General features: G+C 56.8%; 33 protein-coding genes and 1 pseudogene. 4 read left to right on the top strand and 30 right to left on the bottom strand.

Going from position 1 to position 26,186, the window contains the following annotated elements:
• Positions 1-128 precede the first annotated feature (128 nt).
• From recJ to AC6I77_RS15450, 11 genes are all read right to left on the bottom strand, one after another.
• On the bottom strand, positions 129-1,865 hold the full coding sequence (gene recJ / locus AC6I77_RS15400) for a single-stranded-DNA-specific exonuclease RecJ (RefSeq protein ID WP_105099880.1): 1,737 nt from the start codon (positions 1,863-1,865) through the stop codon (positions 129-131).
• A 3-nt stretch (positions 1,866-1,868) separates the two neighbouring features.
• Positions 1,869-2,582 (bottom strand): bifunctional protein-disulfide isomerase/oxidoreductase DsbC, encoded by a 714-nt coding sequence (gene dsbC, locus AC6I77_RS15405; RefSeq protein WP_003852889.1) that lies wholly within the window; start codon positions 2,580-2,582, stop codon positions 1,869-1,871.
• Between the two features lie 21 nt (positions 2,583-2,603).
• Entirely contained in the window at positions 2,604-3,497 is an 894-nt protein-coding gene (xerD, locus tag AC6I77_RS15410) for a site-specific tyrosine recombinase XerD (RefSeq protein ID WP_003852887.1), read from the bottom strand.
• 259 nt (positions 3,498-3,756) lie between these two features.
• A complete protein-coding gene (locus tag AC6I77_RS15415) occupies positions 3,757-3,975 on the bottom strand; it encodes an ogr/Delta-like zinc finger family protein (RefSeq protein ID WP_437381587.1) in 219 nt (72 codons plus the stop codon).
• 78 nt (positions 3,976-4,053) lie between these two features.
• Complete coding sequence (locus AC6I77_RS15420; RefSeq protein ID WP_497817101.1) at positions 4,054-5,157, bottom strand: phage late control D family protein; 1,104 nt, start codon at positions 5,155-5,157, stop codon at positions 4,054-4,056.
• A complete protein-coding gene (locus tag AC6I77_RS15425; RefSeq protein WP_497817102.1) occupies positions 5,154-5,639 on the bottom strand; it encodes a phage tail protein in 486 nt (161 codons plus the stop codon). The genes AC6I77_RS15420 and AC6I77_RS15425 overlap by 4 nt, the downstream gene beginning before the upstream one ends.
• Complete coding sequence (locus tag AC6I77_RS15430; RefSeq protein ID WP_497817103.1) at positions 5,639-8,341, bottom strand: phage tail tape measure protein; 2,703 nt, start codon at positions 8,339-8,341, stop codon at positions 5,639-5,641. Before AC6I77_RS15430 ends, AC6I77_RS15425 begins: the two co-directional genes overlap by 1 nt.
• Positions 8,334-8,453: a GpE family phage tail protein gene (locus tag AC6I77_RS15435; RefSeq protein ID WP_033786692.1), complete on the bottom strand. Its 120-nt coding sequence runs from the start codon at positions 8,451-8,453 to the stop codon at positions 8,334-8,336. Before AC6I77_RS15435 ends, AC6I77_RS15430 begins: the two co-directional genes overlap by 8 nt.
• 14 nt (positions 8,454-8,467) lie before the next feature.
• Positions 8,468-8,776 carry a phage tail assembly protein gene (locus tag AC6I77_RS15440; RefSeq protein ID WP_235764563.1) on the bottom strand — a complete coding sequence of 103 codons (309 nt, stop codon included), beginning with the start codon at positions 8,774-8,776 and terminating at the stop codon, positions 8,468-8,470.
• A 56-nt stretch (positions 8,777-8,832) separates the two neighbouring features.
• Positions 8,833-9,348: a phage major tail tube protein gene (locus AC6I77_RS15445; protein ID WP_497817104.1), complete on the bottom strand. Its 516-nt coding sequence runs from the start codon at positions 9,346-9,348 to the stop codon at positions 8,833-8,835.
• A gap of 12 nt (positions 9,349-9,360) precedes the next feature.
• On the bottom strand, positions 9,361-10,530 hold the full coding sequence (locus AC6I77_RS15450; RefSeq protein ID WP_497817105.1) for a phage tail sheath protein: 1,170 nt from the start codon (positions 10,528-10,530) through the stop codon (positions 9,361-9,363).
• Between the two features lie 97 nt (positions 10,531-10,627).
• On the opposite strand from AC6I77_RS15450, the gene AC6I77_RS15455 reads away from it, so the two are divergent.
• Positions 10,628-11,158, top strand: a complete 531-nt coding sequence (locus AC6I77_RS15455) for a hypothetical protein (protein ID WP_235764565.1) — start codon at positions 10,628-10,630, stop codon at positions 11,156-11,158.
• Between the two features lie 3 nt (positions 11,159-11,161).
• On the opposite strand, the gene AC6I77_RS15460 is transcribed toward AC6I77_RS15455, so the two are convergent.
• From AC6I77_RS15460 to AC6I77_RS15485, 6 genes and pseudogenes are all read right to left on the bottom strand, one after another.
• A complete protein-coding gene (locus AC6I77_RS15460) occupies positions 11,162-11,755 on the bottom strand; it encodes a tail fiber assembly protein (RefSeq protein ID WP_235764566.1) in 594 nt (197 codons plus the stop codon).
• Positions 11,755-12,894: a phage tail protein gene (locus tag AC6I77_RS15465; RefSeq protein ID WP_235764567.1), complete on the bottom strand. Its 1,140-nt coding sequence runs from the start codon at positions 12,892-12,894 to the stop codon at positions 11,755-11,757. The genes AC6I77_RS15460 and AC6I77_RS15465 overlap by 1 nt, the downstream gene beginning before the upstream one ends.
• Positions 12,891-13,502, bottom strand: coding sequence for a phage tail protein I (locus AC6I77_RS15470; protein WP_497817106.1), 612 nt, complete (start codon positions 13,500-13,502; stop codon positions 12,891-12,893). The genes AC6I77_RS15465 and AC6I77_RS15470 overlap by 4 nt, the downstream gene beginning before the upstream one ends.
• The gene (locus AC6I77_RS15475; protein WP_497817107.1) at positions 13,499-14,413 is read right to left on the bottom strand and encodes a baseplate J/gp47 family protein; all 915 of its coding nucleotides are present in this window, start codon (positions 14,411-14,413) and stop codon (positions 13,499-13,501) included. Before AC6I77_RS15475 ends, AC6I77_RS15470 begins: the two co-directional genes overlap by 4 nt.
• A complete protein-coding gene (locus AC6I77_RS15480; protein WP_497817108.1) occupies positions 14,400-14,756 on the bottom strand; it encodes a GPW/gp25 family protein in 357 nt (118 codons plus the stop codon). The genes AC6I77_RS15475 and AC6I77_RS15480 overlap by 14 nt, the downstream gene beginning before the upstream one ends.
• Positions 14,753-15,330: pseudogene (locus AC6I77_RS15485) on the bottom strand (phage baseplate assembly protein V). Before AC6I77_RS15485 ends, AC6I77_RS15480 begins: the two are co-directional and overlap by 4 nt.
• Before the next feature lie 126 nt (positions 15,331-15,456).
• Here AC6I77_RS15485 and AC6I77_RS15490 point away from each other — a divergent pair.
• Positions 15,457-16,227 carry a DUF2971 domain-containing protein gene (locus AC6I77_RS15490; protein ID WP_497817109.1) on the top strand — a complete coding sequence of 257 codons (771 nt, stop codon included), beginning with the start codon at positions 15,457-15,459 and terminating at the stop codon, positions 16,225-16,227.
• 26 nt (positions 16,228-16,253) lie between these two features.
• Here AC6I77_RS15490 and AC6I77_RS15495 read toward each other — a convergent pair whose 3' ends face one another.
• The 12 genes from AC6I77_RS15495 to AC6I77_RS15550 all read right to left on the bottom strand — a co-directional run bounded on the left by AC6I77_RS15495 (position 16,254) and on the right by AC6I77_RS15550 (position 22,240).
• A complete protein-coding gene (locus AC6I77_RS15495; RefSeq protein WP_497817110.1) occupies positions 16,254-16,700 on the bottom strand; it encodes a phage virion morphogenesis protein in 447 nt (148 codons plus the stop codon).
• The gene (locus AC6I77_RS15500; RefSeq protein WP_497817111.1) at positions 16,693-17,124 is read right to left on the bottom strand and encodes a phage tail protein; all 432 of its coding nucleotides are present in this window, start codon (positions 17,122-17,124) and stop codon (positions 16,693-16,695) included. The genes AC6I77_RS15495 and AC6I77_RS15500 overlap by 8 nt, the downstream gene beginning before the upstream one ends.
• Positions 17,087-17,326 carry an Rz1-like lysis system protein LysC gene (gene lysC / locus AC6I77_RS15505; protein WP_497817112.1) on the bottom strand — a complete coding sequence of 80 codons (240 nt, stop codon included), beginning with the start codon at positions 17,324-17,326 and terminating at the stop codon, positions 17,087-17,089. The genes AC6I77_RS15500 and lysC overlap by 38 nt, the downstream gene beginning before the upstream one ends.
• Entirely contained in the window at positions 17,220-17,648 is a 429-nt protein-coding gene (gene lysB, locus AC6I77_RS15510; protein ID WP_497817113.1) for an Rz-like lysis system protein LysB, read from the bottom strand. Before lysB ends, lysC begins: the two co-directional genes overlap by 107 nt.
• Complete coding sequence (locus AC6I77_RS15515) at positions 17,645-18,019, bottom strand: DNZ54_00345 family protein (RefSeq protein WP_497817114.1); 375 nt, start codon at positions 18,017-18,019, stop codon at positions 17,645-17,647. Before AC6I77_RS15515 ends, lysB begins: the two co-directional genes overlap by 4 nt.
• A gap of 1 nt (position 18,020) precedes the next feature.
• Positions 18,021-18,530, bottom strand: a complete 510-nt coding sequence (locus tag AC6I77_RS15520; protein ID WP_497817115.1) for a lysozyme — start codon at positions 18,528-18,530, stop codon at positions 18,021-18,023.
• Positions 18,511-18,723 (bottom strand): phage holin family protein, encoded by a 213-nt coding sequence (locus tag AC6I77_RS15525; protein ID WP_191942352.1) that lies wholly within the window; start codon positions 18,721-18,723, stop codon positions 18,511-18,513. The genes AC6I77_RS15520 and AC6I77_RS15525 overlap by 20 nt, the downstream gene beginning before the upstream one ends.
• Positions 18,724-18,726: 3 nt before the next feature.
• Complete coding sequence (locus tag AC6I77_RS15530; protein ID WP_497817116.1) at positions 18,727-18,930, bottom strand: tail protein X; 204 nt, start codon at positions 18,928-18,930, stop codon at positions 18,727-18,729.
• A complete protein-coding gene (locus AC6I77_RS15535; protein ID WP_497817117.1) occupies positions 18,930-19,394 on the bottom strand; it encodes a head completion/stabilization protein in 465 nt (154 codons plus the stop codon). Before AC6I77_RS15535 ends, AC6I77_RS15530 begins: the two co-directional genes overlap by 1 nt.
• Positions 19,395-19,493: 99 nt before the next feature.
• Positions 19,494-20,138 (bottom strand): phage terminase small subunit, encoded by a 645-nt coding sequence (gene gpM, locus AC6I77_RS15540; RefSeq protein WP_497817118.1) that lies wholly within the window; start codon positions 20,136-20,138, stop codon positions 19,494-19,496.
• A 3-nt stretch (positions 20,139-20,141) separates the two neighbouring features.
• Entirely contained in the window at positions 20,142-21,338 is a 1,197-nt protein-coding gene (locus AC6I77_RS15545) for a phage major capsid protein, P2 family (protein WP_497817119.1), read from the bottom strand.
• Positions 21,339-21,382: 44 nt separating this feature from the next.
• Positions 21,383-22,240 carry a GPO family capsid scaffolding protein gene (locus AC6I77_RS15550; protein ID WP_497817120.1) on the bottom strand — a complete coding sequence of 286 codons (858 nt, stop codon included), beginning with the start codon at positions 22,238-22,240 and terminating at the stop codon, positions 21,383-21,385.
• A 142-nt stretch (positions 22,241-22,382) separates the two neighbouring features.
• On the opposite strand from AC6I77_RS15550, the gene AC6I77_RS15555 reads away from it, so the two are divergent.
• Both AC6I77_RS15555 and AC6I77_RS15560 read left to right on the top strand, forming a co-directional pair.
• Entirely contained in the window at positions 22,383-24,149 is a 1,767-nt protein-coding gene (locus AC6I77_RS15555; RefSeq protein ID WP_137244598.1) for a terminase ATPase subunit family protein, read from the top strand.
• Positions 24,149-25,195: a phage portal protein gene (locus tag AC6I77_RS15560; protein ID WP_497817121.1), complete on the top strand. Its 1,047-nt coding sequence runs from the start codon at positions 24,149-24,151 to the stop codon at positions 25,193-25,195. The genes AC6I77_RS15555 and AC6I77_RS15560 overlap by 1 nt, the downstream gene beginning before the upstream one ends.
• A 65-nt stretch (positions 25,196-25,260) precedes the next feature.
• Here the strand turns inward: AC6I77_RS15560 and AC6I77_RS15565 are convergent, their stop codons facing one another.
• Positions 25,261-26,160 carry a hypothetical protein gene (locus AC6I77_RS15565; RefSeq protein ID WP_497817122.1) on the bottom strand — a complete coding sequence of 300 codons (900 nt, stop codon included), beginning with the start codon at positions 26,158-26,160 and terminating at the stop codon, positions 25,261-25,263.
• Positions 26,161-26,186 lie beyond the last annotated feature (26 nt).

A 26,186-nucleotide genomic window follows, 5' to 3' on the forward strand; every position in this document is an offset into this window, starting at 1 on the left:
GGGTTGCGTGACGTGTCGCATTTGCTTATCGGATCGCGGTGACATCCTCACGCGCAGCAGAATAACGCAGAAAACAATCGGGCGGTCGCGCATCTGCCGTAACCGGAGACGCGCGCACCCTGTTTAACTCAGTTCAGCGGCCAGATATGGTCGATGATCAGCTGCACCGAGCGGTTACCGCGATACTCATTGATATCCAGCTTATAGGCCAGCTCAACCTGACGAATGCTGCTGTCGGGCCACAGCGTGGTATCGACATTAAAGGCGATACCGTCGATCAGCGGACCGCCGTCCAGCGGCTCGACCATGACTTTAAGATGTCGCTCGCCCACCAGCCGCTGTTGCAGCAGCTTAAATTTGCCGTCAAAAGCGGGTTCCGGGAACGCCTGGCCCCAGGGCCCGGCTTCGCGCAACATCTCGGCGGTCTGCAGGGAAAACTCCTGCGGCTGCAGGGCGCCATCTGACCAGATGATGCCCTGCAGCGATTCGCCATCCAGCCACTCACCGACCAGGTCAGCAAAGCGCTGACGAAACTCCTCGTAGCGTGCGGTCTCCAGCGATAAGCCGGCTGCCATGGCGTGACCGCCAAACTTTAGCATCATACCAGGATTCAGGGTATCCAGACGCTCCAGCGCATCGCGCAGATGCAGTCCGGCAATCGAGCGGCCCGACCCCTTCAGCGTGCCGTCGCCTGCTGGCGCAAAGGCAATCACGGGACGATGGAAGCGCTCTTTAAGACGTGACGCCAGAATCCCCACCACGCCCTGATGCCATTCGGGATGATAGAAGGCCAGCCCCAGCGGCAGATCGCGCTGCTCGCGCTCCAGCGCCTGACACAGCGCCAGCGCTTCGCTCTGCATGCCCTGCTCGATCTCTTTACGCGTCTGATTCAGCGCGTCCAGCTCGCTGGCCAGCATGCGTGCCTGGCTGAGATCGTCGGTCATTAACAGCGCAACGCCCACCGACATATCGTCGAGCCGGCCTGCAGCGTTGAGTCGTGGTCCCAGCGCAAAGCCGAGATCGCTGGCCGCCAGCTGACGGGCATCGCGATTAGCAATCTCCAGCAGCGCGCGGATGCCTGGCCGGCATTTTCCGGCACGGATGCGGCTGAGCCCCTGCCACACCAGAATGCGGTTATTGACGTCGAGCGGCACCACATCGGCTACCGTGCCAAGCGCGACCAGATCCAGCATCTCCGCCAGATTCGGTTCCGTGCGGGTGGTGCCAAACCATCCCTTAGTGCGCAGATGGGCACGCAGCGCCAGCATCAGATAGAACGCGACGCCCACGCCCGCCAGCGCGCGCGAGGGAAAGTTGCAGTCCGGCAGATTGGGATTCACGATCGCCTCAGCGGCGGGTAAGGTCTCGCCGGGCAGATGGTGGTCGGTAATCAGCACCGGAATCCCGTGCTGATGAGCAAAATCAACGCCAGCGTGGGAGGAGATGCCGTTATCGACGGTCAGGATCATCGCCGCGCCGCGCGCACGCGCCTGCTCAACCACTTCCGGGCTAAGGCCATAACCATCTTCAAAGCGGTTAGGGACCAGATACTGCACGTTGCCGCCGCCCATGCTGCGCAGCGCCATGACAGTCAGCGCGGTACTGGTCGCGCCATCGGCATCAAAGTCGCCCACCACCATAATGCGACGCCCATCCAGCAGCGCCTGATGCAGCAGTTCCACTGCACTCTCAATTCCGCTTAAAGACTGGTAAGGCAGCAGGTTTTTCGCACCGCGCTCCAGCTCTGCGGCGTCACGCACGCCGCGTTGCAGATAGAGCCGCTTCAGCAACGGCGGCAGCGTGGCCGGTAGCGCATCGTCAACCGTCACCTCACGGCGACGCAGTTCCACTTCCTGTTTTACCACCGATTAACCACCACGCTTCTGATTGTCCAGCACCTGCTTCAGCTCCTGCGGCGACTGATAACCCGGGATCATCATGCCGGTGTCAGTCAGCATCGCAGGGGTGCCCTGAATGCCAAACAGCACGCCCAGTTTGTAATGCTGAGAAATATCGATTTTGCAGCTGTCTGGTGCGGCCATCTTCGGCGCATTGCCTTTCATCGCCTCATCAAACGCTTTATTGCGGTCAGCGCTGCACCAGATCGCCTTCATTGCCGGTTCGATCTGACCATTCAGTCCCTCTCGCGGAAACGCCAGGTAGCGCACGGTAATGCCCAGCGCATTGTAGTCCGCCATCTGCTCGTGCAGCTTGTGGCAGTAACCACAGGTGATGTCGGTGAAGACGGTGATCACATGCTGCTCTTTCGGGGCTTTGTAGACGATCATCTCCGGCACCAGCGCCTCGACTTTTTTGTCCAGCAGCTGGTTGGTGACGTTGACCGGCTGTTTGCCGCTGACGTCATAGAGCGGGCCCTGGATCATATGTTTGCCGTCATCGGTAACATAGAGCACGCCGCTTTCCGACAGCACGGTTTTAAAGCCAGGCAGCGGGGATGGACTGATCTCCGTCTGGTTCAGACCGAGCTTTTTAAGGGATTGCTGAATGGCGCTGTCATCGGCCTGTGCGAGACCGGAAAAGGCGCTGGCTAACAGGGCCAGCATGGCAAAATGCTTGTTCATTTTTATCCTTATGGCCGCGAATCAGGCTCGCGGATGGTGTTGTTGATGCAACTGACGCAGGCGCTCAGTGGCGACGTGCGTATAAATTTGGGTGGTGGAGAGATCGCTATGTCCCAGCAGCATCTGTACGACACGTAGATCCGCACCGTGGTTCAGCAGATGGGTCGCAAAGGCATGACGCATTACATGCGGCGATAACTTTTCGCTGTCGATCCCCGCCAGCGTGGCGTAATGCTTGATGCGATGCCAGAAGGTCTGGCGCGTCATCTGCTGCGCCCGATTGCTGGGAAACATCACGTCCAGCGTCTGCCCATTGAGCAGCCACGGACGACCATGTTCCATATATTGCTCCAGCCAGTAAACCGCTTCTTCACCTAAAGGCACCAGCCGCTCTTTATCGCCTTTACCGATAACCCGGACAACGCCCTGCCGCAGGCTGATGTCGCTGAGCGTCAGGCCAATCAGTTCGGAGACACGCAGGCCGGTCGCGTAGAGCAGCTCCAGCATTGCTTTGTCGCGCAGCTCCAGCGGAATATCGATATTCGGCGCCTGCAACAGTCGTTCGACCTGCGCTTCACTGAGATCTTTCGGCAAACGCTGCGGCAGTTTTGGCGCGGACAGCAGTGCGCTCGGATCGTCCGGTCGCAGCTTTTCGCGATAAAGATACTGGAACAGGCGACGCATGGCGCTGAGCAACCGCGCTGAGCTTGTCGCTTTGTAACCGCCCTCCAGCCTTTCGGCCAGGAACTGCTGCAGATCCAGTGGCGTCACGCTGAGCAGCGTTAGCTGATGATGCGCCAGCCAGCCGGTCAGCGTCTGAAGATCCTGACGATAAGAGGAGAGAGTATTCTGCGCCAGATTGCGTTCAATCCAGAGCGCATCAAGAAACTGTTCTGTCAGATCGCTGTCCTGCACGTTGTCTCCGCCGTCTGGTGTAAAATCATGCTCATTATGCCTGATTCAGCAGCGCTTCTGGTACAATTGCGCCAAAGCCAGTATTTACAGAGTGTTATCTGCATGAAAATCGGTCTATTTTGAGTGCAGCATGAAATATTGTTATTTTTCAATATAATATACATTTTTTTATTTTTGATTGGCGGCAAAATGGCGGCACAATTCTTAACTTTCAGGCAGAAAAAAACCCGCATTTGCGGGTGTTTTTTTTCGCTTTTTTTTATAGCCAAAGCATTTGCTGATGATTTCTGCCTGGATGCGGAGGCACTGGCTTCACATCACCCGGAGTCATTATGATTGATGACACAGTTTCTAAAGACTTAAAGGTGCAACTGCAGTTGATATTCTGGCACTGGTTATAACGCTCTTTAGTTTCCTTAGAGATCTGAGTGCTGCTGCGAGTATGAGCCGCATTCCCGCATATTGGACAATTCATCATTATTTGATACACCTCGCAGTTGAACTCTTTTACGAACTTTCCGATGGATTGTAATGCTTTTGAGTACTTTTGAAAGTGTTATTCCATTTCTAATGAGTCAATTTTGACTTCCAGTTCGATACTGGTAGTAAATCCACTATCGGCGCTCAGGCTGTGCGTCAACGTTGTGATGATCCATTCCCCGGCATCAATCTGCTGCTTGAACCCGCTAACCTTCACCGGCATTTCCGTATATAGCTCCGCGCGCCCCTTTGCCAGCTGAATAGAAAACGTCGCAGCACCGCGCTGCAGGCGTTCCCACTGCATTTTGGCAGCACGCTCTGCGTTGCCCCGGTTTGCGTAAGTGCGGCTCAGTACCAGCACGTTTTCATCCGTGCCGATCAGGTAATCCCCCTGCTTCGCCTCCGGCTCTTTCTTCTTCTTCGCCGTGGTTTTACGTCGCCTGCGCTTCACCTTCGCCACCGGCTTCTTTGCCGGTTCGCGGGTGTGCAGCCAGCTGGCGATCACGCCGGTGTAAGAGTCGCGGTCCGCCAGCGTGAAGCGGTGGCTGTCCCCGTCCCTGCGCTGAAGGGTGATCACCGGCAGTGCCTTACCGCTTGCCGTCTTCCCCTGCCCCTGCCGGATAAACAGCAGATTGCCGTCCTTGACGCAGGCGACTGCGCCACACTGTTTAGCCAGGCGCATCAAAAAGCTGGCATCTGATTCGTTGGTCTGATCAAGATGGTCAATTTCTGCGGCGGCCATGTCTTCACCAATTGCCGCCTTTAGCTTATGGCGTCCGGCGATGTCCCGGACAATTTCGCCTGCGGTGGTTTTGTGCCAGGACTTCTCCCGCTTCGTGTTCAGGGTCTGCCGGAAGTCCGCGCTGCGTGCCCGCAGCGTCAGGCGGTCAGGCGTGCCGCTGTGCTCGATTTCGTCAACCACATAGCTGCCTTTCGGAAAAAGCGCCTCTCCCTGCCAGCCCAGCGACAGCGAGAGCACGACGCCCCGGCGCGGCAGTTGCAGCTGGCCGTCCGCATCGTCCAGCTCGATGTCCAGCTGATCCGCCTCAAAGCCCCGGTTATCAGTGAGCGTCAGGCTCAGCAGGCGCTTTTCCAGCTTCTGCGTGATGTCTGCCCCGTCCATCGTCAGACGGAATGCGGGGGAATTTTGCTGGCCGTTAATCCACGGGCTGGTCATCATGAAAATAATCCTCCCGCTGCGGCGCTCACCTTACCGGCGGCGGTTTCGGCTGCGCCCTGCATGGCAGACAGCTGATCGCTGAGGCTGCCAAACATCTCGCCCAGCGATTCATCGGTGCGCTTCAGCGTCAGCGTGAATTCGATGCGGCGGCACACACCGCTGCTGAAGAACTCCGCCTTGGTCTGGCTCAGGCTTTCAATCACGAACATGCCGTAAATCGTCCCGCTGCCCTCGATAAGCGGCCACGCGCGGCCCAGCTCCGCAATCTGCTCCAGCGCGAACAGCGACAACCTGCCGCCGGTAATCTCCGGCAGCAGCACGCCGGAAAGCGTCAGCGTGTCGTTGTCCGGGCCTAAGAACTGCAGCGATGGCCTCACGCCCACGCGGCTGTTTGACGGGAAACGCCAGCTGCGCTGATACTGCAGCTCCTGATAGGGCACCGTCCTCAGCATGAAAACAAATAAGCCCAGCGTCATCATCATTACTCAAACCCTCCCCTGTCCCGGTAACTGCTGCGGGCGCGGGCCTGCGCCTGCCGCTCTTTTGCCTCTATCCTGCGCATCACCTCATCAACCAGATCCTGCTGGCTCTGCCCCGGCTGCTGCACAATGGTGAAGGAGGCGTGAATCTGCGGCGCAGCTCCCTGTGCAGCACTGCCACTCATGCGCGGTGCTTCCTGCCGGTACGCCTGAACCGGCAGGCTGAGCGGGTGCAGCGGCTTAGCCTCCGCCGTCGCTCCGGCACCGCCCAGCGTCAGCGCAGCCAGTGCTGCCAGCCGTGCGGTGCTCCGGCGGCTGGTCACGTTCGCCGGACCGCTGACCAGTTCCGGCCCGTTCTCACCGGCAACGCCGAACTGCCCGGACGGAATAAAGCCGCCGCTGTCGTACATGCCCGCAAATCCGGGGAACCCGCCCGGCGGCAGGGATACACCACCGCCCGTTTTTACTGTCGCCGGTTGCGGCAGCTGCGGCCCGCCGGACTTATCGCCGCCCGGCTTCAGAAAGTCCGGCAGGTAGTCGGTCAGTGACGACAGCTTGTTTTTGATGGCTTCCCACTTCTGACTGATGCCCGCCATCAGGCCGTCAATCATCTGTGAACCGGCCTCCTGAAACCGTGCGGGCAGCGCCTTCGCGTCGGCTACAATCTCTCCCCACTTTGTGCTGATATAGGAGCGAATCGCGTTCCAGACGCTGCTGACCTTTGTGCTGATGCCGTCCCACAGCGCGGCAAGTTTCGGCCCCAGCGTGTCCCAGTTCTGCCAGATAAGCAGCGCCCCGGCGGCAATCAGCCCGATAACGGCCAGAATAGGGTTTGCCATCATCAGCCGCCCCAGCCCCAGCACGCTTTTTCCCAGGATGCCGATGCCACTTTTAATCAGTCCGAAGGCGCTGAATGCTTTTATCCCCAGCACGTTAAAGCTGAGTCGAAGCAGCGCCATCGGCCCCAGCACTGCCGCAAGGCCGATCATGAACGTACCCAGCGCCAGCACAATAACCGATATAACTGCCGCCGCTTTTACCAGTGTGCCCGCCAGTTCCTTGTTATTTTCCACCCAGCGGCGGGTCACGCCAGTGACTTTCTTCACCATATTCATGATGTCCATCAGCGGCGTGCGCAGTGAATCGCCCAGGCCGCTCATGGTGTTTGATACGCCGGTTTTGGTCAGCATCCACTGTGCGGAAAGTGAGTCCTTGTTAATGTCAGATTCTTTCTGCATCGAACCTTTTGCAGCATTCCCTTGTGTCAGTGTCAGCTGCCTGCGCAGTTCCGGCATGTTATTGACAAGCTTTGCCGCTGCAGGGCCGAACTCTTTGCCAAAGAGCATCGTCAGCGCGGGCACTCTCTTGCTGTCCGGCAGTTTTTTAACCTTTTCCAGAACGCGCATGATGGTGCCCATCGCATCCGTGGTCATCTGCTTTTCAATTTTTGCCGGGTCCAGTTTCAGCAGGTCCATGCCATCCATAAACCGGTTACTCTGCATCGTGGCTATAGACAGCTCGCGCACCATGGCATTAGCGGAACTGGCCGCAATCTCAGAGGTGGCGCCCAGCGTCAGGAATGTTGAACCCAGCGCCGCTACCTGTCGGAAGTTCATCCTGTCGGCCACGCCACCCATACGCTGCAGCACATCAATGATGTCCGCCCCTTTGGACATGGCGTTATCGTCCAGGTAGTTCAGCGCGTCGCCCAGCTGCTCGATGTTGCGCGTGGGGATTTTGTACAGCTGCGCAATCTTGCCCAGCCCTTCGGCCAGCTCACCGGCAGGCAGCTCAAACGCGGTTGACGCCTTCGCCGCCGTGGTGGCAAAGGCCATCAGGTCGCGTTTCTGGTCCTCATAGGAGTCGTTCTGGTTCGTCACGCCCATGCGCGCGCCGCCCTCAACCAGCGCGGCGTAGTCAATCGCGCCGTTTTCCATCGGCAGCTGCTCACTGGCGGCTTTGATGGCGGCCTGCATGTCATAGAACTGTTTTGTGCGGTTTCCTTTGTCGTCGCGCAGCCCGTTAACCTGCTTTGCCACGCCCTTCATGGCGTCTTCCATTGCCGCTGATGCATGCACGGCAGCAGCAACAGGCGCAACCATCGCCAGCCCGGCGGCAGACGTTGCCGCACCGGCGCCGGCCACGCGATCGCGCACCTCAAGTGATCGGGAATATCGCTCACGTACGGCGCTCAGCTTTGCCTGCCGTTCTCCCAGCTTTTTAAGCGACTGCTGCTGCCGGTCAATGGCGGCGCGCGCCTCGTCCGACTGACTTTTCAGCTCGCGCTGTGCCTGGCTCAGTTTCTTCGTGTCGATACCGGCAGCACCCAGCGCCTCACGCTGACGCTGCACTGACAGGCGCAGTCCGTTGTAAGTTTGCTGCAGCTGGCTGGCGCGGTTTTTTGCCTGCTCAAGCACGCGGGCCTGTGCAGCTGTGGGCTTGTTTGTTTCCGTAAACTGCACGGCCAGTCGCGCCGCTTCTTCACGCGCGGCCTTCAGGTTATTTGCGGTGATGGCAAGCTGTGAGCGGGTTTTACGAAAGCCGTCAATGCGCCCGGCCTGTGCGTCCAGCGCCTTGAGGGTGTTGCGCGTGTCGCGCAGCGTGCCAGCCAGCTCTCGCGTGCTGTCGCGGGCGTTGCGGAAGGGGCGCGTCAGCTTATCGACCGCGCCCAGTACAACCTGCAAACGCAGATTTTTATCACTCATCGCTGGCCCTGTGTCGCAGGATTGCTTTGTGCCGCCACTCAAGAACCTCTGTCAGCGTCATGGACTCGGTCACGGAAGGCGGCCAGTGAAATACGGTAGCAATGTCCGCCACCAGATCGTCTACCGTCAGGCCGTCGCTAAATCCGACAGGACCGACTTCTTCAGCAAAAAAGTGACCACCTCTACCGACAGGCTCACCAGATCGGCGGGGTCCATTTCATTGATTTCCTGCGTGGTCAGCGCCGGGGTGGTGATACGCGGCAGCACGGTGATCAGTGCGTTCACGTCCATGTCCAGTAGCGCCTGCAGGCGGGTACCGCGCAGCGCACCGGACTGCGGCTTGCGTACGGTGACGCAGGTGATTTCGGTTTTGCCGCGCAGGATCGGCGTGTCCAGCTCAACGACTTTTTCATTTGGCGTGGTTTTGTCAGTCATGATTTGATTCCGTTAAAAAGAAAGATAAGCGGCAGGCGCAGCGCCTGCCGGTATGATTACAGGCCCAGCGCGTTGCGGTGCGCTTCCATCAGGTCGGTGCCGCCCACGATTTCGATCATGTTCACCAGATCGCACTCATAGAGCACTTCGCCGTTGATGGTCAGCTTTGCGTAACTGTTGGTGCCGGACACTTTGGTGGTGCTGGATTCGCCGGTTTTCCATTCGCCGGAGTCCAGCTCCTTATAGCGTCCGCGCGTGACCAGCTCGACCGCCTGCACTTCGCCGGTGTCGTCGCGCTGAATGGAGCCGGTAAAGCGCAGCTGAATACCGTCCACGGTGGTGGTGCCCATCTGCTTAATCAGCAGCGATTCAGTGCCGCCGATGGTGAATTCCGTATCCAGCGCGCCGTCGTCCAGGCCCATGTCGATATCCACTGCACCGGCCATGCCGCCGCCGCGATACTTCTCAAACTTGCGGGTGAATTTCGGCAGCGTCACGGATTCAACCAGCCCCTGCCAGTTGTTGCCTGCGTTGAACAGGTTCAGATGCTTGAGTTTGCGGGGTAATGCCATTTTTCCGTCTCCTTATGCGCTGACGCGGCTGCTGAAGTCGACCAGATACTGGTCAGTGATGCGCTGGCGCAGCAGCAGGTTTTCCAGTGGCGGAACCGGCGTATAGTCGTAATCGATCAGCAGCTTGCCCGCCTTGAGCGTGTCCTTGTCGTTCACGCTCTCGTCCAGCCAGCAGTCCGCGCCAATTAGATAGCCCTGATTCACCAGGCTGCGCAGCTTCGCGCGGATGCTCTCGATGATGTCACGGGCCAGTGACGGGTTCAGCGCGCCGTCAACGGACCACATCTGCGCTTCTGCCATCGTGTCCATGAGCACCTGCGCGGTTCGGGTGTAACACTCAAACTGAAAGAGCGGGTCATCACTGAGGCAGCGGGAACCCCAGAAGCGGAAGCCGTCTTTACGGATCAGCGTGGTCACATCGTTCTGGTTCAGCAGGCCCGCATCAGTGGCCGGATCCTGCAGGTCCCAGAAGACGTCTTTTGAAATGCCGGTGACGCCGTTCACACCGACGTTTGACAGGGATTTATGCCAGCCGGTTTGCTCGTCGATTTTGGCGCGCAGGCCCAGCGCGCGGGCGGTGGCGTAGGCCGTCGCGTCCGCCTTCAGCACGGTGTCAAAATTGATGAAGTCAGGCCAGATCAGCATCCCTTCGCGCTGGCTGAAGTTGCTGCGGTAGGCAATAGCCTCTTCAACGCTCTTGCAGCCATACGCGGACAGGTAGGCAAAGCCGCGCAGGCTCTGCGCCACGCTCAGCAGCTCGGTGGCAACGGCTTTTGTGTCGTGCCCCGGCACGCCCAGAATGCGGGGCTTTACGCCGCAGACAGACTGCGCGGCCAGTAGCGCCTTCATGCCGGTTCGCTGGCCGTCGGTCACGCCGCCGATGATGTTAGCGGTAGTTTCCGCTTCGGTTTCGCCCTGCGGCACGCGCACAACGACGGTGACGGGTTTGGACTGATCGGCGATGGCGTCCAGTGAGCGGGCCAGCGTACCGGATTCCCCGGCCTTACCGCTGGCGGTGAGTACGTCGGTTAACAGCACCGGGCGGTTAAGCGGGAAGGTGGCCGCGTCAGCGTCGTCGCCGGTGCAGACCAGCCCGACAATCGCGGTGCTTACGGTAGTGATGGTTCGGGTGCCCTCGTTGATTTCCTCAACGTGCACGCCATGGTGATAATCCTGTGCCATGTGGCGGTTCTCCTGTGAAGGGGTTCCGCTATGGTCCTTTTATCTTACGTTTCAATCATGCAAATATCGTTGTATCTTAAATGGCACAAGATTTTAAATGGAAGGAGCCCAGATGTATTTCAGCGATATGACGGTTTTTACTTTTCAGGTTACAGCTGCATTGATGATGGGATGGGACTATCTGATGCCTGCCAGATTGAGAGAAAAAATGAATAACAAATTAAAAAACCGATTTTTAACTATTCAGAGCAATGTTGATACTAAGATGAAAGATTTCATCAAAGAAATCACATCAGATTATAAAGTAATAATAATATCAGCGATCATGATAATCTTAGGATTGTTTATGATTAACAATATCAACGCACTGATGAACATCGGATATCCTTCTGTAGCTTTTTTTATATCTTTAATTGGTACCATTAGTTTAGCTTTAGGTGGGTTTTTTCTTTTAAACTTAGTGAGCAATATAATAACGCACTTTTTTATTAGTGGAGTTATACCTAGAATGTTACTTACATTTCTGACCTTGACTGAAAAAGGCCCATTCGCGGGAATGGGCTTTATCGTTCTGTTGATTTCGTTCTTTATGAGGTATCAGAACATTATTCATCAACCAATTAAGTAATTATTAAATTTCCGGGCGAGGCGGCCAGCTAATTTTTGACGTGTGGGAGATGTCGATATTTTGTAAGGCCTGAATATATTTCATCCATGAGACGAGCGAGGCCTTATCCTTATCGGTGATCATGTCTAAGCGAAGTTGCGTTTGCCATGCCTGAGTAATGCTGTTCGCTTCGGCAATCAGCAGGGCCTGCCGTTCTCCGGCTTCTTTGACTGCTGCCGCTTTCTCTTTAACTGAATCAGTTACCCACTTTTCACCGTCCCATTTATCCCAGGCAGTTACAGGTTTCTGCGGCGTAGTGCCTACCGGATAATCGCCCGGAGCACTGATCACTACTGCTGAACCGTCATTAACTGAATAGACTGTTTCCCCGCGATGATCAGCAATGACCTGCCAGCTGCCATTAAGATAAAGCGCCACGCTACCTGCTTCAGCGGCGGGCGGCGCTGTAATGCAGGCATTAGCGGGCAGGCCAACGCCCTGAGCCAGATACTCATCATTTGAGCCGGTGAACTCTCCGCTTACCGCATCAAAGTTATAAACCGTCAGTGTGCCGGCCGATTTAGCGAGCCCGTTTTTATCAAGCGTTACCTTTGCCATTAAGCAGCCCTCACGATGTAGTTAAACGCGACGTTGCGCGGGCGCGTGGTGATCCATACTGAGCCGCCCTGAATGCCTGCCTGCAACTGAGTTGCCTGAATTGAGTTGTCGCTGAGTACCGCTCCCAAAACACCGTTATCAGGTGTTTTCGCATCGCCGGGCTGAGCCTTTGTGACTGAATCAGGCTGGTTAAATGCTGTGCCTACCGTTGCGCCTGAAGTTGTTGCATCAATACCCGGATAATCCACCGCTGCAGTTCGCAGGCCAGTTGATGACTGCGCGCTTCCTAAACTACGCCCTGAATCTACGCCGCGCCCGTCATCCCAGCCCCTGATAAATTCGCCACGCAGATCAGTCAGTTTCAGCCCCGGATAAGCCAGCGCCAGCTTTGGATATAACGTGCTGCTGAATGTCGCTCCGTTACTTTTCAGAAAGACCATGCCAGCCATAGAGGGAAAGATTTCATTAGGCATTTTGGCGTGAGGCCAGGGGAAAGGTGATCCTATGACCGGCCCGCCTTCGCCTAAACCGAGGTTTTTGAGAACGTCAGCAACCAGCCCGGCGTCTTTGATTTCTGCCAGGGCGCTTGCGATCTGCAGGTACTGGCTGTGTGGGTTTTTAGCATCGGTGTGAGTTTTCATTACGCTGTCAGTGTAGGCTTTCACCTCGATCACAGCATCATCAACATATTTACGCGTTGCCAGCACCACGGACGGGTCAATCTTCAGCGTAATGGCGTCGGTGCTGTTAATGATCAGAATCATGCGCACGGTCTGCGTGCGGCCGCTGCCTTCCTGCAGCGCGGGCTTGTAGGTTTCGGGCGTGTTACAGACCGCAATCAGCGTACCGTCCGCGTCAAACAGTCCCATTTCCCGGATCCAGAATCCGCCCTCCGTTTCAGGGATCACCTGCTCAGCAATCACCTGGCTGGCATTGGCCGCATCAATGCTCAGCGAATTGATAGCGGCGCGGCGCACCTCGTTAACCAGCTTCGTCTGGCTGGGGTTCGGCGTCGGCAGCGTGCCACCGCCATCCCCCACGGCCATCTGTGTGATGTTCAGTTTTGTGCCAAGTGCGGCGGCGTTGGCAATCTTCGCCGCGCCCAAGTTGGTTACTATTGCATAGTATTTTTGTGTCATGGTCCCACTTCCATCAGATCAATAACGTGAACCGCCGCGCCGCCATAAACTGCGCCGCTGACGGAAATAAGTTCCGGGGTATACGGGTAAACGGTCAGGTCATCACCGTCATAGCTGGCCGCCGCTATCCGCATTTCGCCACTCACCTGCAGGTTAATGGACATCCCCAGCAGGTGACGGCTGCAGGGCTTCGCATCGCTGATCAGGCGCTCAAGCTCCTGATATGTTTCTTCAGTTATGCCCTGATCCTGCACGCCGATGTCCAGCCGGAACGTGCCCGGCGGCTCACTGGTTTTCCACCACTCAATAACCCGGATCAGGAAGCCGAACGGCTCCACCACGCGACGGATGGCGCTGATAGTGCCTTTGTGCTGATGGATGAAAAACGCATCGCTCACCACCTGCCGCTTAACGCTCTCCGCCCAGCTTTCGTCCCAGCGGTCCACAGAAAACGCCCAGGCCAGATACGGCAGAAAACTCACCGGGCATGTGGCCGGGTTCCATAAGTCGCGCAGCGGCACGCTCAGCCCGGAAATGCCGCTGCAGGCTTCTGCCAGACGGCGCTCCAGTGCAGAAGAACCGGGCGGCATCAGGCTGCTGTTGCTCATGTCACCCCCTGATCGCCCGCCACGGACACATCTGTGCCGGTGCAGTAACCCGCCTGGGTGCGGTCCATGATGATGTCCTCCGCCGGTTCGGTGACTTCCACCCAGTCCACACCGGCCACACGCATCACCGCCCCGTAAGACTCACGCCGCACGCTGCGCCCCAGCTTTTTCTGTTCAGTAAGGTAAGCGGCCAGCGTCGCGTTTGCCGCCTCAAGGCAGGGACCGGCGGCCACGCCGTCAAACAGATGTAGTCTGGCCTTCACGCTGTAGCTGAGTATTGTTGCGCCCTGAACCGTCACGCGGTCTGCCACCGGGCGAACGCTGTCGGCGTTCAGTGCCTTGTCCACTGTAGTCAGCAAATCCGCTGCCGCCGTACCGTCGCCCTCACGGCTCAGGACGGTGATCAATACTGTCGCCGGTGACGGGCTGATGGCGGACACGTCCTGCACCCGGCCATCGGCACTTTTAGCGTGAAACTCATACGCGCCCGTCGGTCCGGCCACGCTCAGCCCCTCAAACGCCTCCGGCACGCGCACGCGCAGGGCATCGTCCGATTCCATTACTGCATCCACCGGCGGCACCGCGTCAGGATTCGCAGGCGTAATGGTCAGGCGCTTCACGTTATTGCGGGCCGCCTGCTGTTCAAGATCGCTGCCGATTGCGTAGGCCACCATCACCGCCTGCGCCGCCTCATTGATGCGCTGGCGCAGCAGGATTTCCCGATAGGTGCTTTCCTGCAGGCATTTCACAATCGGATCGGACTCCAGCGCCAGCACGCGGCGCATGGCGGCCTGTGCATCCGCCGGATAAAGCGCAATAAGCGCCTCTTTGCGCTCTGCCAGCAATGTTTCAAAGTTCGGCACCTCAATAATCTGCGGTGCGGGCAGCTGGGAAAGGTCAATTACTGCCACTGTTCACCCCCGTTGGTACAGACATAGCAACCGGCGAGCCGTCATCCCGCTGACCGGTCATTTCAACCACCATAGAGCCGTCAAAGTCGCTGGTAAGGTTTACGGTGCTCAGCCTTACGCGAGGTTCCCAGCGGCTGATGGCGACATACACCGCCGCCATTACCTGCAGGCGGATCACGTCGTTCTGCGGCTGGTCAATCAGAACCGACAGCAGCGAACCGTAATCACGCCGGGCGATACGGCTGCCTTCAGGGGTGATCAGGATGTCGCGCACGCTCTGCCGGATGTGATCGATGTCGGTAATAGCTTCGCCGGTGTCGCGGTTCATGCCGAGGTACATCATTGCGGGCCTCCTGACATATCGGTGCCGTTCTTCACCTTGCTGTGTAAGTGCTTATCAGCAATCACGCCGTTAGAACTCATTGAACCGCCGCCGTGGGTGACATCGCCGTTCATCGTGGTGTCACCGTTAATCCGTGTCTGGCTGGCCTCTATTCCCAGCGCGTCAGTGATCAGCTGAATGCCGTCTGCCGCTTCAATGCGCACGCTTTTGATGTTCTTTATCAGCAGCTGGCCGGTTTCCGGCTCGTACTGAACCAGCCACCGTCCTTAAACACGGTAGTGGTGCCGTCTTCCGAGTAGTCAGGCGGTGGGAAGGCTTCGGAATAGATGGCAGGCAGCGCAAAGGCAGTTTCGAGGTTGCCGCCCAGGCTCAGCAGCACGACCTGTTCCCCCACGGTGGGCTTCCACCATGTGCGTGTATTACCGGCGCGCAGGGTGAGCCAGTTGATCCAGTTGGTTTCGAGGTCGCCCGTTTTCACCCGGCACAGCCAGTTCACCGGGTCCACGTCGGACACAATGCCGGTGCGGATCAGGTTGGTGATAAGGCGCATAATTTCGGTGAGTTTCTCGTTCATTCGCTAAGAGTGCATCACCTCTTTGCGCTCTTGATACAGGTCTAATATGTGTGGTATTCCATACAATAGCGGGGCGGGGTCAAAGGCCTAAACTGCCCATCAATTGCTGATTTTATTGGAGAGACAGTGATTCTTTATAAATATGTCGATTTAAATACAGCTGAGACGATAATGGAGAGGTCAACACTTAAATTCTCTAAAGCGTCCTCACTAAATGATCCTTTTGAACTAACTAGTTTATATTACGACCTCGAAGAACCGAATCAGAAAGATGGAATAAAACATATCGCAGCATCACAATCTTATGGCATTTTGTCTCTAACTCGAAATCCATTGAACCCATTAATGTGGGCGCACTATGGCAGAGGAACTAAGTTTTTAAGCAATAAAGGGATTGAATTAGATCGTGATAATAACTCCCATGCCGGTATGGTCTTCGGTATTGATGTTAACTTGGCCGAATTGAACGTAACCGGCTTAAATGTCATACCGGCCAAATACGGAAGCGTTATTTATACGGCAACAAAACCTAATAACACCTTTGATAATTCTGAAAATCATCACGTATATGAAGGAATGCTATATACTTTTCAACCCGAGTTGCTTGAAGCGCTGCAGCGAGTTTTTTTATATAAATCATCTCACTGGTCCTACGAAGAAGAAGTTAGAGTTGTAAGGAATGTAAGCAGGAACCAAAAAAGTGAAATTCAAAGTGTGAATAGAGCTTGTTTCAAGGAGGTTTATCTTGGTTACAGAAATTCATTCAATAAAAAATATCTTGGAGAAATGAAAGAGAAACTAGAGAGGTCTTTTCCTAATTGCTTGATTTATGTTTGTGGATTTAAAAATTCAGAATGGTCTTTTAATAGAATATCCATTGACGAAGCTATCAAATAAATATTGATTATACGTATTTCACAGCATCAAACTGATAGCCACCTTACAAGTGTTTCTCTCACATTCTCTTCTGTCGCATCATTTATGCCCAAAAGTGTGCGCTCTGCATATTTCACCATCGGGCCGCGACGGCTTACCCGGTCCCGCAGGCCGTAGTGATGGACGCGGGCCAGCTTCTGAACCCCCGGCACAAAGGCAACCTCAGCGGCGTCTGCATTCGCCTGCGCCTTCAGATACTTTGCTGTTTTCAGCTTCGCAAACATGCCGCGACGTATGCGGCCCTTTTTGCTGCGGGCACTGACGCGGCGCGGCTCCCATGCGGTGCCGTCCGGGGAACGTTGCGCGGTGATGTTCGCCTGCTGAATGCGACGTACATCGCGCGCCACTTCCCGCAGCATCTTTTTCCGGGCCGCCGGTTCCAGTTGTGAAAGCAGCGCCGCCAGCCAGGCATCCACTTCATGCAGTTCAGCCACGTTTCACCGCCCAGAACTCCTCCGGCGCGTCCGGCTCCGGCACCGCCTCAATCCGGGCTTTACCATCCTCTTCAGTAACAATCACACGCTCTGTCAGCTTCAGATCCATGCTGATGTCACAGCGGTCATTCGCCAGAATATCCACCTCAAAAGTAAACAGCCTTTCGCGCGCCTCACTGTTCTGCAGCGCATCGGGCTGATTTTCCCGCAGCCACAAAGCCACCGGGGCCATCAGCAGATTTTGATCGCCGGTGAAGTCGGTGATCACCACGTTCAGGGTGTAGCGATACTCCCACGACAGGGACGCGGCGGACGTGGCGACCAGCTGGCCGCTGTCCACGAACAGGTGCAGGCGGTCCGGGTTGTCGGCCACATATTGGACCGACTTATTCAGGGCGCTGCGTAAGGACTGCGGCTTGTTCATCGTCTTTTTCCTGACAGCTGATGATGGTATCTACCTTACCGGCACATGCCGCCCAGGCGGCCTCCGTTTCGTCCAGCAGGGCCAGAAGGTCGCCGTTAGTGCGCGGCGCTGCCGGGTCCAGCTGGCAGCGGGTGATTTTCGGACAGCCACTCACGGTAAGATTCACCTCCTGCGAGGGCCGGTCGCTGCCGCAGCCGGACAACAGGATCAGGCAAAGCGGTATCGCTCCAGCGGCGAAGGTTTTCATTTTCACGTTTCAGCTCCTCAATCTTTCGCTGCCGGTCACGCAGCAGCTGGCCGTTGCGTTCGGCGGCGGCGTAAAGCTGCGTCTGCGCCTGGCTGCTGGTCTGCATCAGGATATTCAGGGCAATCAGCTGACTGTTTTTCTGGCTCAGCTTTTTCCCCTGGCCCGCAATGGTTTCCTGCTGTGCATCAATCCTGCCGTGGGCGCTGCTAAGCCGGTAAGACTGCACGCCGGTGATGACCATCAGGATCAGCACGATAGCGATCAGTACCCGAATCATGCTGCGGCCTGCTTAATCTCTGGCCTGATCATCCAGCGATAAAACAATGCGTTCAGGCTCATGAGCACCGTCAGCTTCCAGCCCGCTGTCCACATCACCACTGCGATAACTACGCGGTGATACCACCTGAGCGGCACGCGGCCAGCCAGCTGCGCAAACCGCAGCAGCCAGGCAAAAGTCTGCCTGCGCTCCCTGCCGGTGAGGGTTGCGGCGCAGCACAGCCCGGAAAAACCGATGAAAGCCCATGCGATGAATTCCGCCCACAACATCGCCGCCAGCGGATAGCCCGCAAAGCTGCCGTGACTGATGCTGACCAGCGTCAGCAGGACGGTGAGTAACGCCGTAAACCACCATGTTTTAACCATCTGCATTTCAGACTCCTTTAAGGCACCAGGCCAGCTCGCGCCCGCGCCGGTTATCCAGCCCCTGATTGAATACGCCTTTCACGTACACCCAGCGCGGCAACTGGTAACACGCCTCGCGCCACTGCCCCTTTTTCAGCAACGCCACCATCGTGGAGCCGCACACGTTGCCGGTGCCAACGTTGAACGCCAGCGACACCAGCGCGTCATAAACCTGCTGCGGCATAGAGACCGCCACGCAGCGCGCCAGTGCCGCCTCAGTGCGTAACACGTTGGTGATGAAATTCCCCGCCGCCTGCCGTTCCGTGATGGACTTACCTGGCACAACGCCGGACGTGTTGCCGATCCCGTCGGTCCACTTTCCCGCGCTGCACTGGTACGGCTGCAGGCGGCAGCCCTCATAGTCGGCAATCAGCCGCAGCCCCTCCACGGAGGTATGCAGCAGCTGAAAACCGGGCATCGTGGTGGCCAGCGCCAGCACCACGCCAACGGCGCAGCGTTTAACGGTCTGCAGATTCATATTCACTCCGCGTAATGCGCCCGCTTGCCAGAAGCTGATAGGTTTTGTGTTTGTAGTACCAGCTGATAAGCGCCATCAGCAGGCCGATAAGCACACCGGCCACGGTGGACATGTCTTTCAGGTCCATGCCGCCCAGCCACGCCATCACCACCGCAATGCACCAGGTTAAAAAGGTGCTGATTTTTTCCCACATGATTCAGTCCCAAAGCTGGACGGCCTGCACGGTGGCCGTCGCTGTCACGTCCGGCAACTCCACCTCCAGCCCGTGCGGTAAGAGGGGGCCGTGCTCCGCCAGCCCCGGATTTGCCTGCAGCACCTGTTCCGTCGTGCCCTGCGTGCGCCCGTAGTGACGCCAGCAGAGTGCGTCCACCGTGTCATACTGCTGCGCACGCACTTTCATCAGATAAGCTCCACGGTGCAGTGCGGCATGTCCTGCACGCGGCTGATAGCCCAGCGCGCATCGCGCCAGAGATCGCCGCTGGCATCACTCAGTTCTTCGCCGCGCTTAACCGCTGTCGCGGTGGCGTCAAAATCCTGATAACGCTCGTTCAGCACCGCGCGGGTCCAGCACCACACCGCGTTCATGTAGTGATGCAGGCGCACGCTCTCACCGGCCAGCTTCTCAGCCGGAACGTCGGCCAGGCCGTTATGACCGGCCAGCTCCTGCCGCTCACGCCACGGGTAAAGCTCCGCGTTAACTTCCGCCATCGCGGTCAACACCACCTGACGCAGACGCTCCGGCGTCACGGTGCCGTCAACGCGCATGACGCTGCGGAACTTCGCCAGATCAACGTCCGGCCAGAATGAGTTATTGGGGATGATGTCCGGCGTTCCCGTCGCCTTCTGTGGCGCGATAAATTCCATTGCTCTGTTACTCCTGAATAGGTGGGCGGTGGACGGGGTTTTGATGCGGCGCTGCCTGTCGCCACCCCGTGCCGCCCCGCGCGTGGGCACGTCCGGTTATCAGCTGGCGTTACGGATTTTCCGCTCCAACTGCTCAATGTCTTTTTTAACGCCGCATTTTTCGTCCAGCTGCAGGGCGCGCTTCAGATGGTTCAGCGCGGACGCCGGGCTGCTTTCCGTCAGCACCCAGCCGATGGACTTGTGCAGGCGGGCGCGTGACTGATCGGGCATGTCGTGCGCGTCCACAACTTCCAGCGCCTCCAGCAGCAGGGCCGGTTCAAAAGGCGTCTTTGCCAGAATGGCGGCCTTTGCCGCGTCGGCAATTTCTTCAGCCAGCACCGTCGCCGTGGTGCGTTGTCCCAGTGGCATCGCCCAGCCGTGCTTCAGTGCGTGGCGGCCAATCGCCAGCGCACCGGCATAGTCACCGGCATCAACGCGCCACAGCATCACGTACATCAGCACGTCGTCCTGTTGTGCGCCGTCAGCACTCAGCACGCCCTCAGCCCACGCGGCGTACTTTGGCAGCACCTCCACCTTGATTTCGGCCTTACGGACGTTGGACTGAATGCCCTTGAGGCGGCGACGGTCTTCGTTCAGCTGCAGCAGCATCAGGTCATAGCCCTTTGTGCTGCGGCCACTGCCGCCCGACCGGGCGGCCTCCTGTGCCTGAATAAAGCGCGTATGCGCGCGGAAAGGGTTGGTCACGGGTTACGCTCCGCCTTTGCTGCCATCACCGGCATCACCGGTCTGCGTGGTGTTCGCGCTGGCGGCTGAACTGTCCGCGCCGCTCATGGACTTGACCACGCTGGCCGCCACGGCGGCGATGCGTGCAATTTCCGCGTCGCTCATTTCGCCCGGCTCTTTTTCCGGCTCCTGCTCCAGCAGCTCGATGTTTTCCACCAGGCAGGTGCAGTCGTAGTCCTCGACCACGTAAGCCTCGTTGACCGACTCAAGGTTTTCGATGCGGTCACGTTTCGGGTTGTCGATGATCGAGCGGCGGCGGGTTTCTTCCTGCCAGTAGATGGACAGGTTATCCAGGCGGGTGATAAGCAGCGCATTCGCCGGGAAGTACGGGGCGCGCACGGCCTGCAGGCCGCCGATGCGCTTCTGGCTGATGATCAGATCAGCGGCCAGCGCTTCGGTGTTGGGCTGGCTCTGATTGACCAGCGGGAAATACTTGTCAGCCAGCAGCTGGCGTCCGCAGATAACCACCAGTTCGGTGTCGTCCTGGTACTGCACGCCGATTTTTTCCGATACCGCACCCATCACCACCGCGTCCAGGTTACGGAACAGGCCGTTTTTACCCACGGTGATTTTGTCCGACACCACCTTGCCGTCGTCACCGATGTGCTGACCCAGCACCTGCGCCGGTTTTTCCTGGCGGATTTTTTCCAGCCAGCCGATATTCACATCCTGCAGCAACGGGTTCTGCACGCGGTTGGAGGTCTTTTCACGCTTCAGGCCGTTGAAGCCGATCATGATGCGGTCCAGCGCCTGACGCTTCACGATGGCGTCACGGATGCGCACCTGGAAATCGCTGAACTTCGCCCACATGTCCAGCTTTGAATACGGCAGCGCCGTGTCAAAGTTGGTCTGCGTGCATTTGTAGCCATCGCCGTCAATGTAGGTCGGATCGGTCGGCTCGCGCTCTTTCTGGGTGGTATCGGTGGTGCCCGCAATGGTGGTGCCGATCCCCAGCCCCAGCCGTTCGCCGCTCTGCTCACTGACCGGCATGATATTGATGGCCTGCAGGAACGCGGACGACTCCTGAATTTTGCTTTCCAGCGTCTGCGATACGGACGCCTCAATGGTGAATTTGCTGTTCAGCGCGGACAGGTCAATCTTGTTGATTTCTGCCAGCACCGACATATAAGCATTCAGCTTAAAACGGGTAGTATTTTTCATCGCTTTGCTTTCTCTGTTCGTTAAAAAGGTTTGCCGCCGCTGTATCAGCAGTCGGTGCGCACTTCGCCGCCGCTGCCGTTACCCTGCGTACGCGGGCGGACCTGCTGGCGTCCATCTTCCCGGCTCAGCTGCTGCTGCAGTTCGGTGAAGTCCGCCTGCAGCTGTTCGCGCTTCAGCACTTCCTCACCCAGCGCACTGCTGAAATGTGATTTCAGGCTGTCGGCCTGTTCGCTCAGCGCCGTTTCAATGCGCGCGCTCAGGTCCTGCTGCTCGGTGGCGATAAGTTCAACGGCCTGATGTACGTCGCTGAAGCGGGCCGCGTCGGTCTGCTGCTGCTTGCTGAACATCGCCTTGATGCGGGTAAACAGGGCGGGTTTTACGTCGGCCACGTCCTCAAACTCGATCAGGGTTTCTTCAGCGGCAGAGAAAACGTTGTCAGGATGCTGCTTGCGGTTTGCCAGCGGGTTCGCCCCGGCGCTGGCGCTGAACTGCAGCATTTCGGTGCCGAGGCTGGCCGGATCGTCGGTCACGGCCAGGCCAATCAGATAGGCTGCGCCGGTGTCCGCGAACTCCGGGCGGATTTCCATAGAGGTGAAGATTTTCTGCATGGTGCCGGTCAGCGTGACCAGCTCGTCAGTCGGGTTGATCAGGGCATACAGTCCCAGCTTGCCCTTCAGCGGGCCGTCGCTGATTTCTTCGGTGTCCAGCGCTTCCACTACGCCAAAGCGGCGAAACGGGCTGTCAGGCGTATAGCCCTTGATGTGCTCCATGTTGATCACGGCGGTGTACAGCTCAGGGCTGTAATTTGCCGCCATCTGCTCAAGCCAGCTGCGCTCGATGGTGCGCCCGTCCGTGGTGGCACCTTCCACCCCGATACGAAAACGCTTTGCTTTCTTTGCCATTGTCCAGGCTCCGGTCAGTAAAACTTTGTGAGGCACTATGTTTGCGGCGGCAGGGGTATCGAAACAACGCGCGGACATTGTGCGGGAAACCACACAATGAGGGATGGCGGAAAAGGCGGCGGCGGGGCCGTATTTTGGCTGCATGAATATGACACCCGCCCCCGACGACCTCGATCCCCGCAGGCAGGCTTTACTGCTGTACTTTCAGGGATACCGCATCGCCCGCATTGCTGAAATGCTGGGAGAGAAACCCGCAACCGTTCACAGCTGGAAGAAGCGCGACAGGTGGGGCGACTATGGCCCGCTGGATCAGATGCAGCTGACCACCGCCGCACGTTACTGCCAGCTCATCATGAAGGAGCAGAAGGAAGGGAAAGACTTTAAGGAAATTGACCTGCTGGCGCGTCAGTCTGAGCGCCACGCCCGGATCGGTAAATTCAGCAACGGCGGCAATGAAGCGGACCTGAACCCGAACGTGGAGAACCGGAACAAAGGCCCGCGTAAGCCCCCGGAAAAAAACCTGTTCAGCGACGAGCAGATTGAGAAGCTGCAGGAGGTTTTCCACGGCTCGATGTTCGGCTACCAGCGCCAGTGGTGGGAGGCCGGAAATAAATACTCAGTCCGCAACCTGCTGAAGTCGCGCCAAATTGGGGCCACCTTCTTTTTTGCCCGCGAGGCGCTGATCGATGCGCTGACCACCGGACGCAATCAGATATTCCTGTCGGCCAGCAAGGCGCAGGCGCACGTGTTCAAGCAGTACATCATTGAATTTGCCCGCGAGGTGGACGTAGACCTGAAGGGCGACCCGATGACGCTCAGTAACGGCGCGTGCCTGTATTTCCTGGGCACTAACGCCCGCACCGCGCAGAGCTATCACGGCAATCTGTACCTGGATGAATATTTCTGGATCCCGAAGTTTCAGGAACTGCAGAAAGTGGCGTCCGGCATGGCGCTGCACAAGAAGTGGCGAGAAACCTACTTTTCCACCCCGTCCAGCCTCACACACAGCGCCTATCCGTTCTGGTCCGGTTCGCAGTTCAACAAAGGCCGGGCCAAATCGGACAGGGTTGATATTGACCTCAGCCATCAGTCACTGGCCGCCGGTCGCCTCTGCGAAGACGGCCAGTTTCGCCAGATTGTCACGGTTGAAGATGCGGTGCGCGGCGGGTGTGACCTGTTTGACCTGGAGCAGCTGCGCACGCGTTACAGCCCGGAGGATTACCAGAACCTGCTTATGTGCGTCTTTATGGACGATCTGGCGTCGGTGTTCCAGCTGGCCATGCTTCAGAAGTGCATGGTGGACAGCTGGGAAGTCTGGACCGATTTTGAAGCGCTGGCGCTGCGGCCGTTCGGCTGGAAAGAAGTCTGGATCGGCTATGACCCGGCGAAAGGCACGCAGAACGGCGACAGCGCCGGATGTGTGGTCATGGCACCGCCTGCCGTGCCGGGCGGCAAGTTCCGCATCCTTGAGCGCCACCAGTGGCGCGGAATGGACTTCCGGGCGCAGGCCGACGCCATCAGGACGCTGACGCAGCAGTATAACGTCACCTATATCGGCATCGACTCCACCGGCGTCGGGCTGGGCGTGTATGAGAACGTCAAAGCGTTTTTCCCGCAGGTGAAGGAGTTTGTCTATAACCCGAACGTGAAAAACGCCCTGGTGCTGAAGGCTTACGACACCATCGCCAGCGGGCGGCTGGAGTTTGACGCCAGCCACCTCGACATCGCGCAGTCGTTCATGTCTATCCGCAAGGCCACCACGGCCAGCGGCAACCGTCCGACCTATGAAACCAGCCGCAGCGAGGAAGTCAGCCACGGCGATTTAGCCTGGGCGACCATGCACGCACTGGCAAACGAGCCGCTGCAGGGACAGGCGGCACACACGCAGAACATTGTGGAGATTTATTAATGAGCAAAAGCAGGAACCGCACCCGCACGCAGCCCGTGCCGCAGCCGGATAACATGACCAGCGGGGCAGCGTCGGAGGCGTTTACCTTTGGCGACCCGATCCCGGTGCTGGACCGCCGCGAACTGCTGGACTACGTGGAGTGCGTCATCAATGATCGCTGGTATGAACCGCCCGTAAGCGTTGACGGGCTGGCGCGCACGTTCCGCGCCGCCGTGCATCACAGCTCACCCATCAGCGTGAAGTGCAATATTCTGGCGAGTACCTTTATCCCGCACCCGCTGCTGAGTCAGCAGGCATTCAGCCGCTTTGCGCTGGATTACCTGATTTTCGGCAATGCCTACCTGGAGAAGCGGACCAGCCGCCTCGGTAACGTGCTGAAGCTGGAGCCGTCACTGGCAAAGTTCACCCGGCGCGGCCTCGACCTTGATACCTACTGGTATGCACACTATGGAATTAACACGGAGCCGTATGAGTTTGAGAAGGGCAGCGTGTTTCATCTGATGGAGCCGGACATCAATCAGGAGATTTACGGCGTGCCGGGCTACCTGTCGGCCATCCCGTCGGCGCTGCTGAATGAATCTGCCACGCTGTTCCGACGCAAGTATTACCTCAACGGCAGTCATGCAGGGTTTATCATGTACATGACCGACCCGGCGCAGAGTCAGCAGGACGTGGATAATATCCGCAGCGCCATGAAAAGCGCGAAGGGCCCTGGCAACTTCCGCAACCTGTTTATGTACAGCCCTAACGGAAAAAAGGACGGCATCCAGATTATCCCGCTGTCAGAGGTCGCGGCAAAGGATGAATTCCTGAACATCAAAAACGTGAGCCGCGACGATATGCTGGCCGTGCATCGTGTGCCGCCGCAGCTGATGGGGATTATCCCCAGTAACACGGGCGGGTTCGGTGACGTTGAAAAGGCCAGCAAGGTGTTTGTGCGTAATGAACTCATGCCACTGCAGAGACGCTTTGAGGAACTTAACTCATGGTTAGGAGAAGAAGTAATCCGCTTTGTTCCTTATCGGCTTGAGCAGGACGACAATTAACAAAACAACTCTAAAAGAAAGTGCTTTTGGCACTTTCTTTTTATGTCAAAACTGGATGAAAAGAACTAGCCAGTTTTTACATTAAGACCTTTCTCGTTAGAATAAAAAAAGTTACCTTCTCTAACATCTTCCCCTGTTATGTCAGCATCGAATATTTCATGTCGGCTATATCCACCCATATATACAGGATGCCTGACGGGAACCTTTATCTCTTTGCCATCGTGAATGCTACTCAAGTAATAACAACCAAAAATATCACAACCTGAGTTTTCGCCAAGATGAACTTCTATCGAAGCATTAACATTATGCTTAGCATCTAAACGATAACTGACGTTATTCATAAGGCACAATATAGCACAAAATATCTCCCTTTTTTTGTCAATTAAAGGTTGGGTGTTTATAGTGCTATCCTCTTCCAGCATTAAATTACACATGTCATCGATTAAGTCATCATGTTTAATAGCATCATTGGCTAGCAAATATGACAAACATTCATTTATTACTTTGTTTTCATTATCTGAAAGAGGACGCTGTAATTCTGCATATCCATCAACTTGTTTGAACGTGCTTTTAGAGTTTAATTTATCAATGGTTAATTTTATTTTTCCAGGGCTAAGGTTAGTTTTCTTGGCTATAAAGTCAGTGGTTAAAGCTTGGCTCTGAAGCTTAATAAATTCAGGAAAGTAAAAAGGGAATTTTGTAGCCCCGGGAACTAATAAGTCCTTATCCTTACCAAGTCGCAGGTTAATAATAGCATGATTCCTTAGCATGATATCTTTAATTATTCCTCTATCTCTTAGTTCTGAGTGCGCTACAAAGCTACCAACTTCAAATATGCTCCTTTGAGATTTAGGTAGTTCTCTCATGGTAACTAGCAGGACAGATATATCACTATCAGTAAACTTACTATTTTCAATTCTAGAAATTATTGTCTCAATTCTTTTTAAAGCAGCTGAACGTCTCATTAACCATCCTTAAATTAATAATATCC

Source organism: Pantoea sp. X-Soil-ISGK-259 (assembly GCF_059730705.1).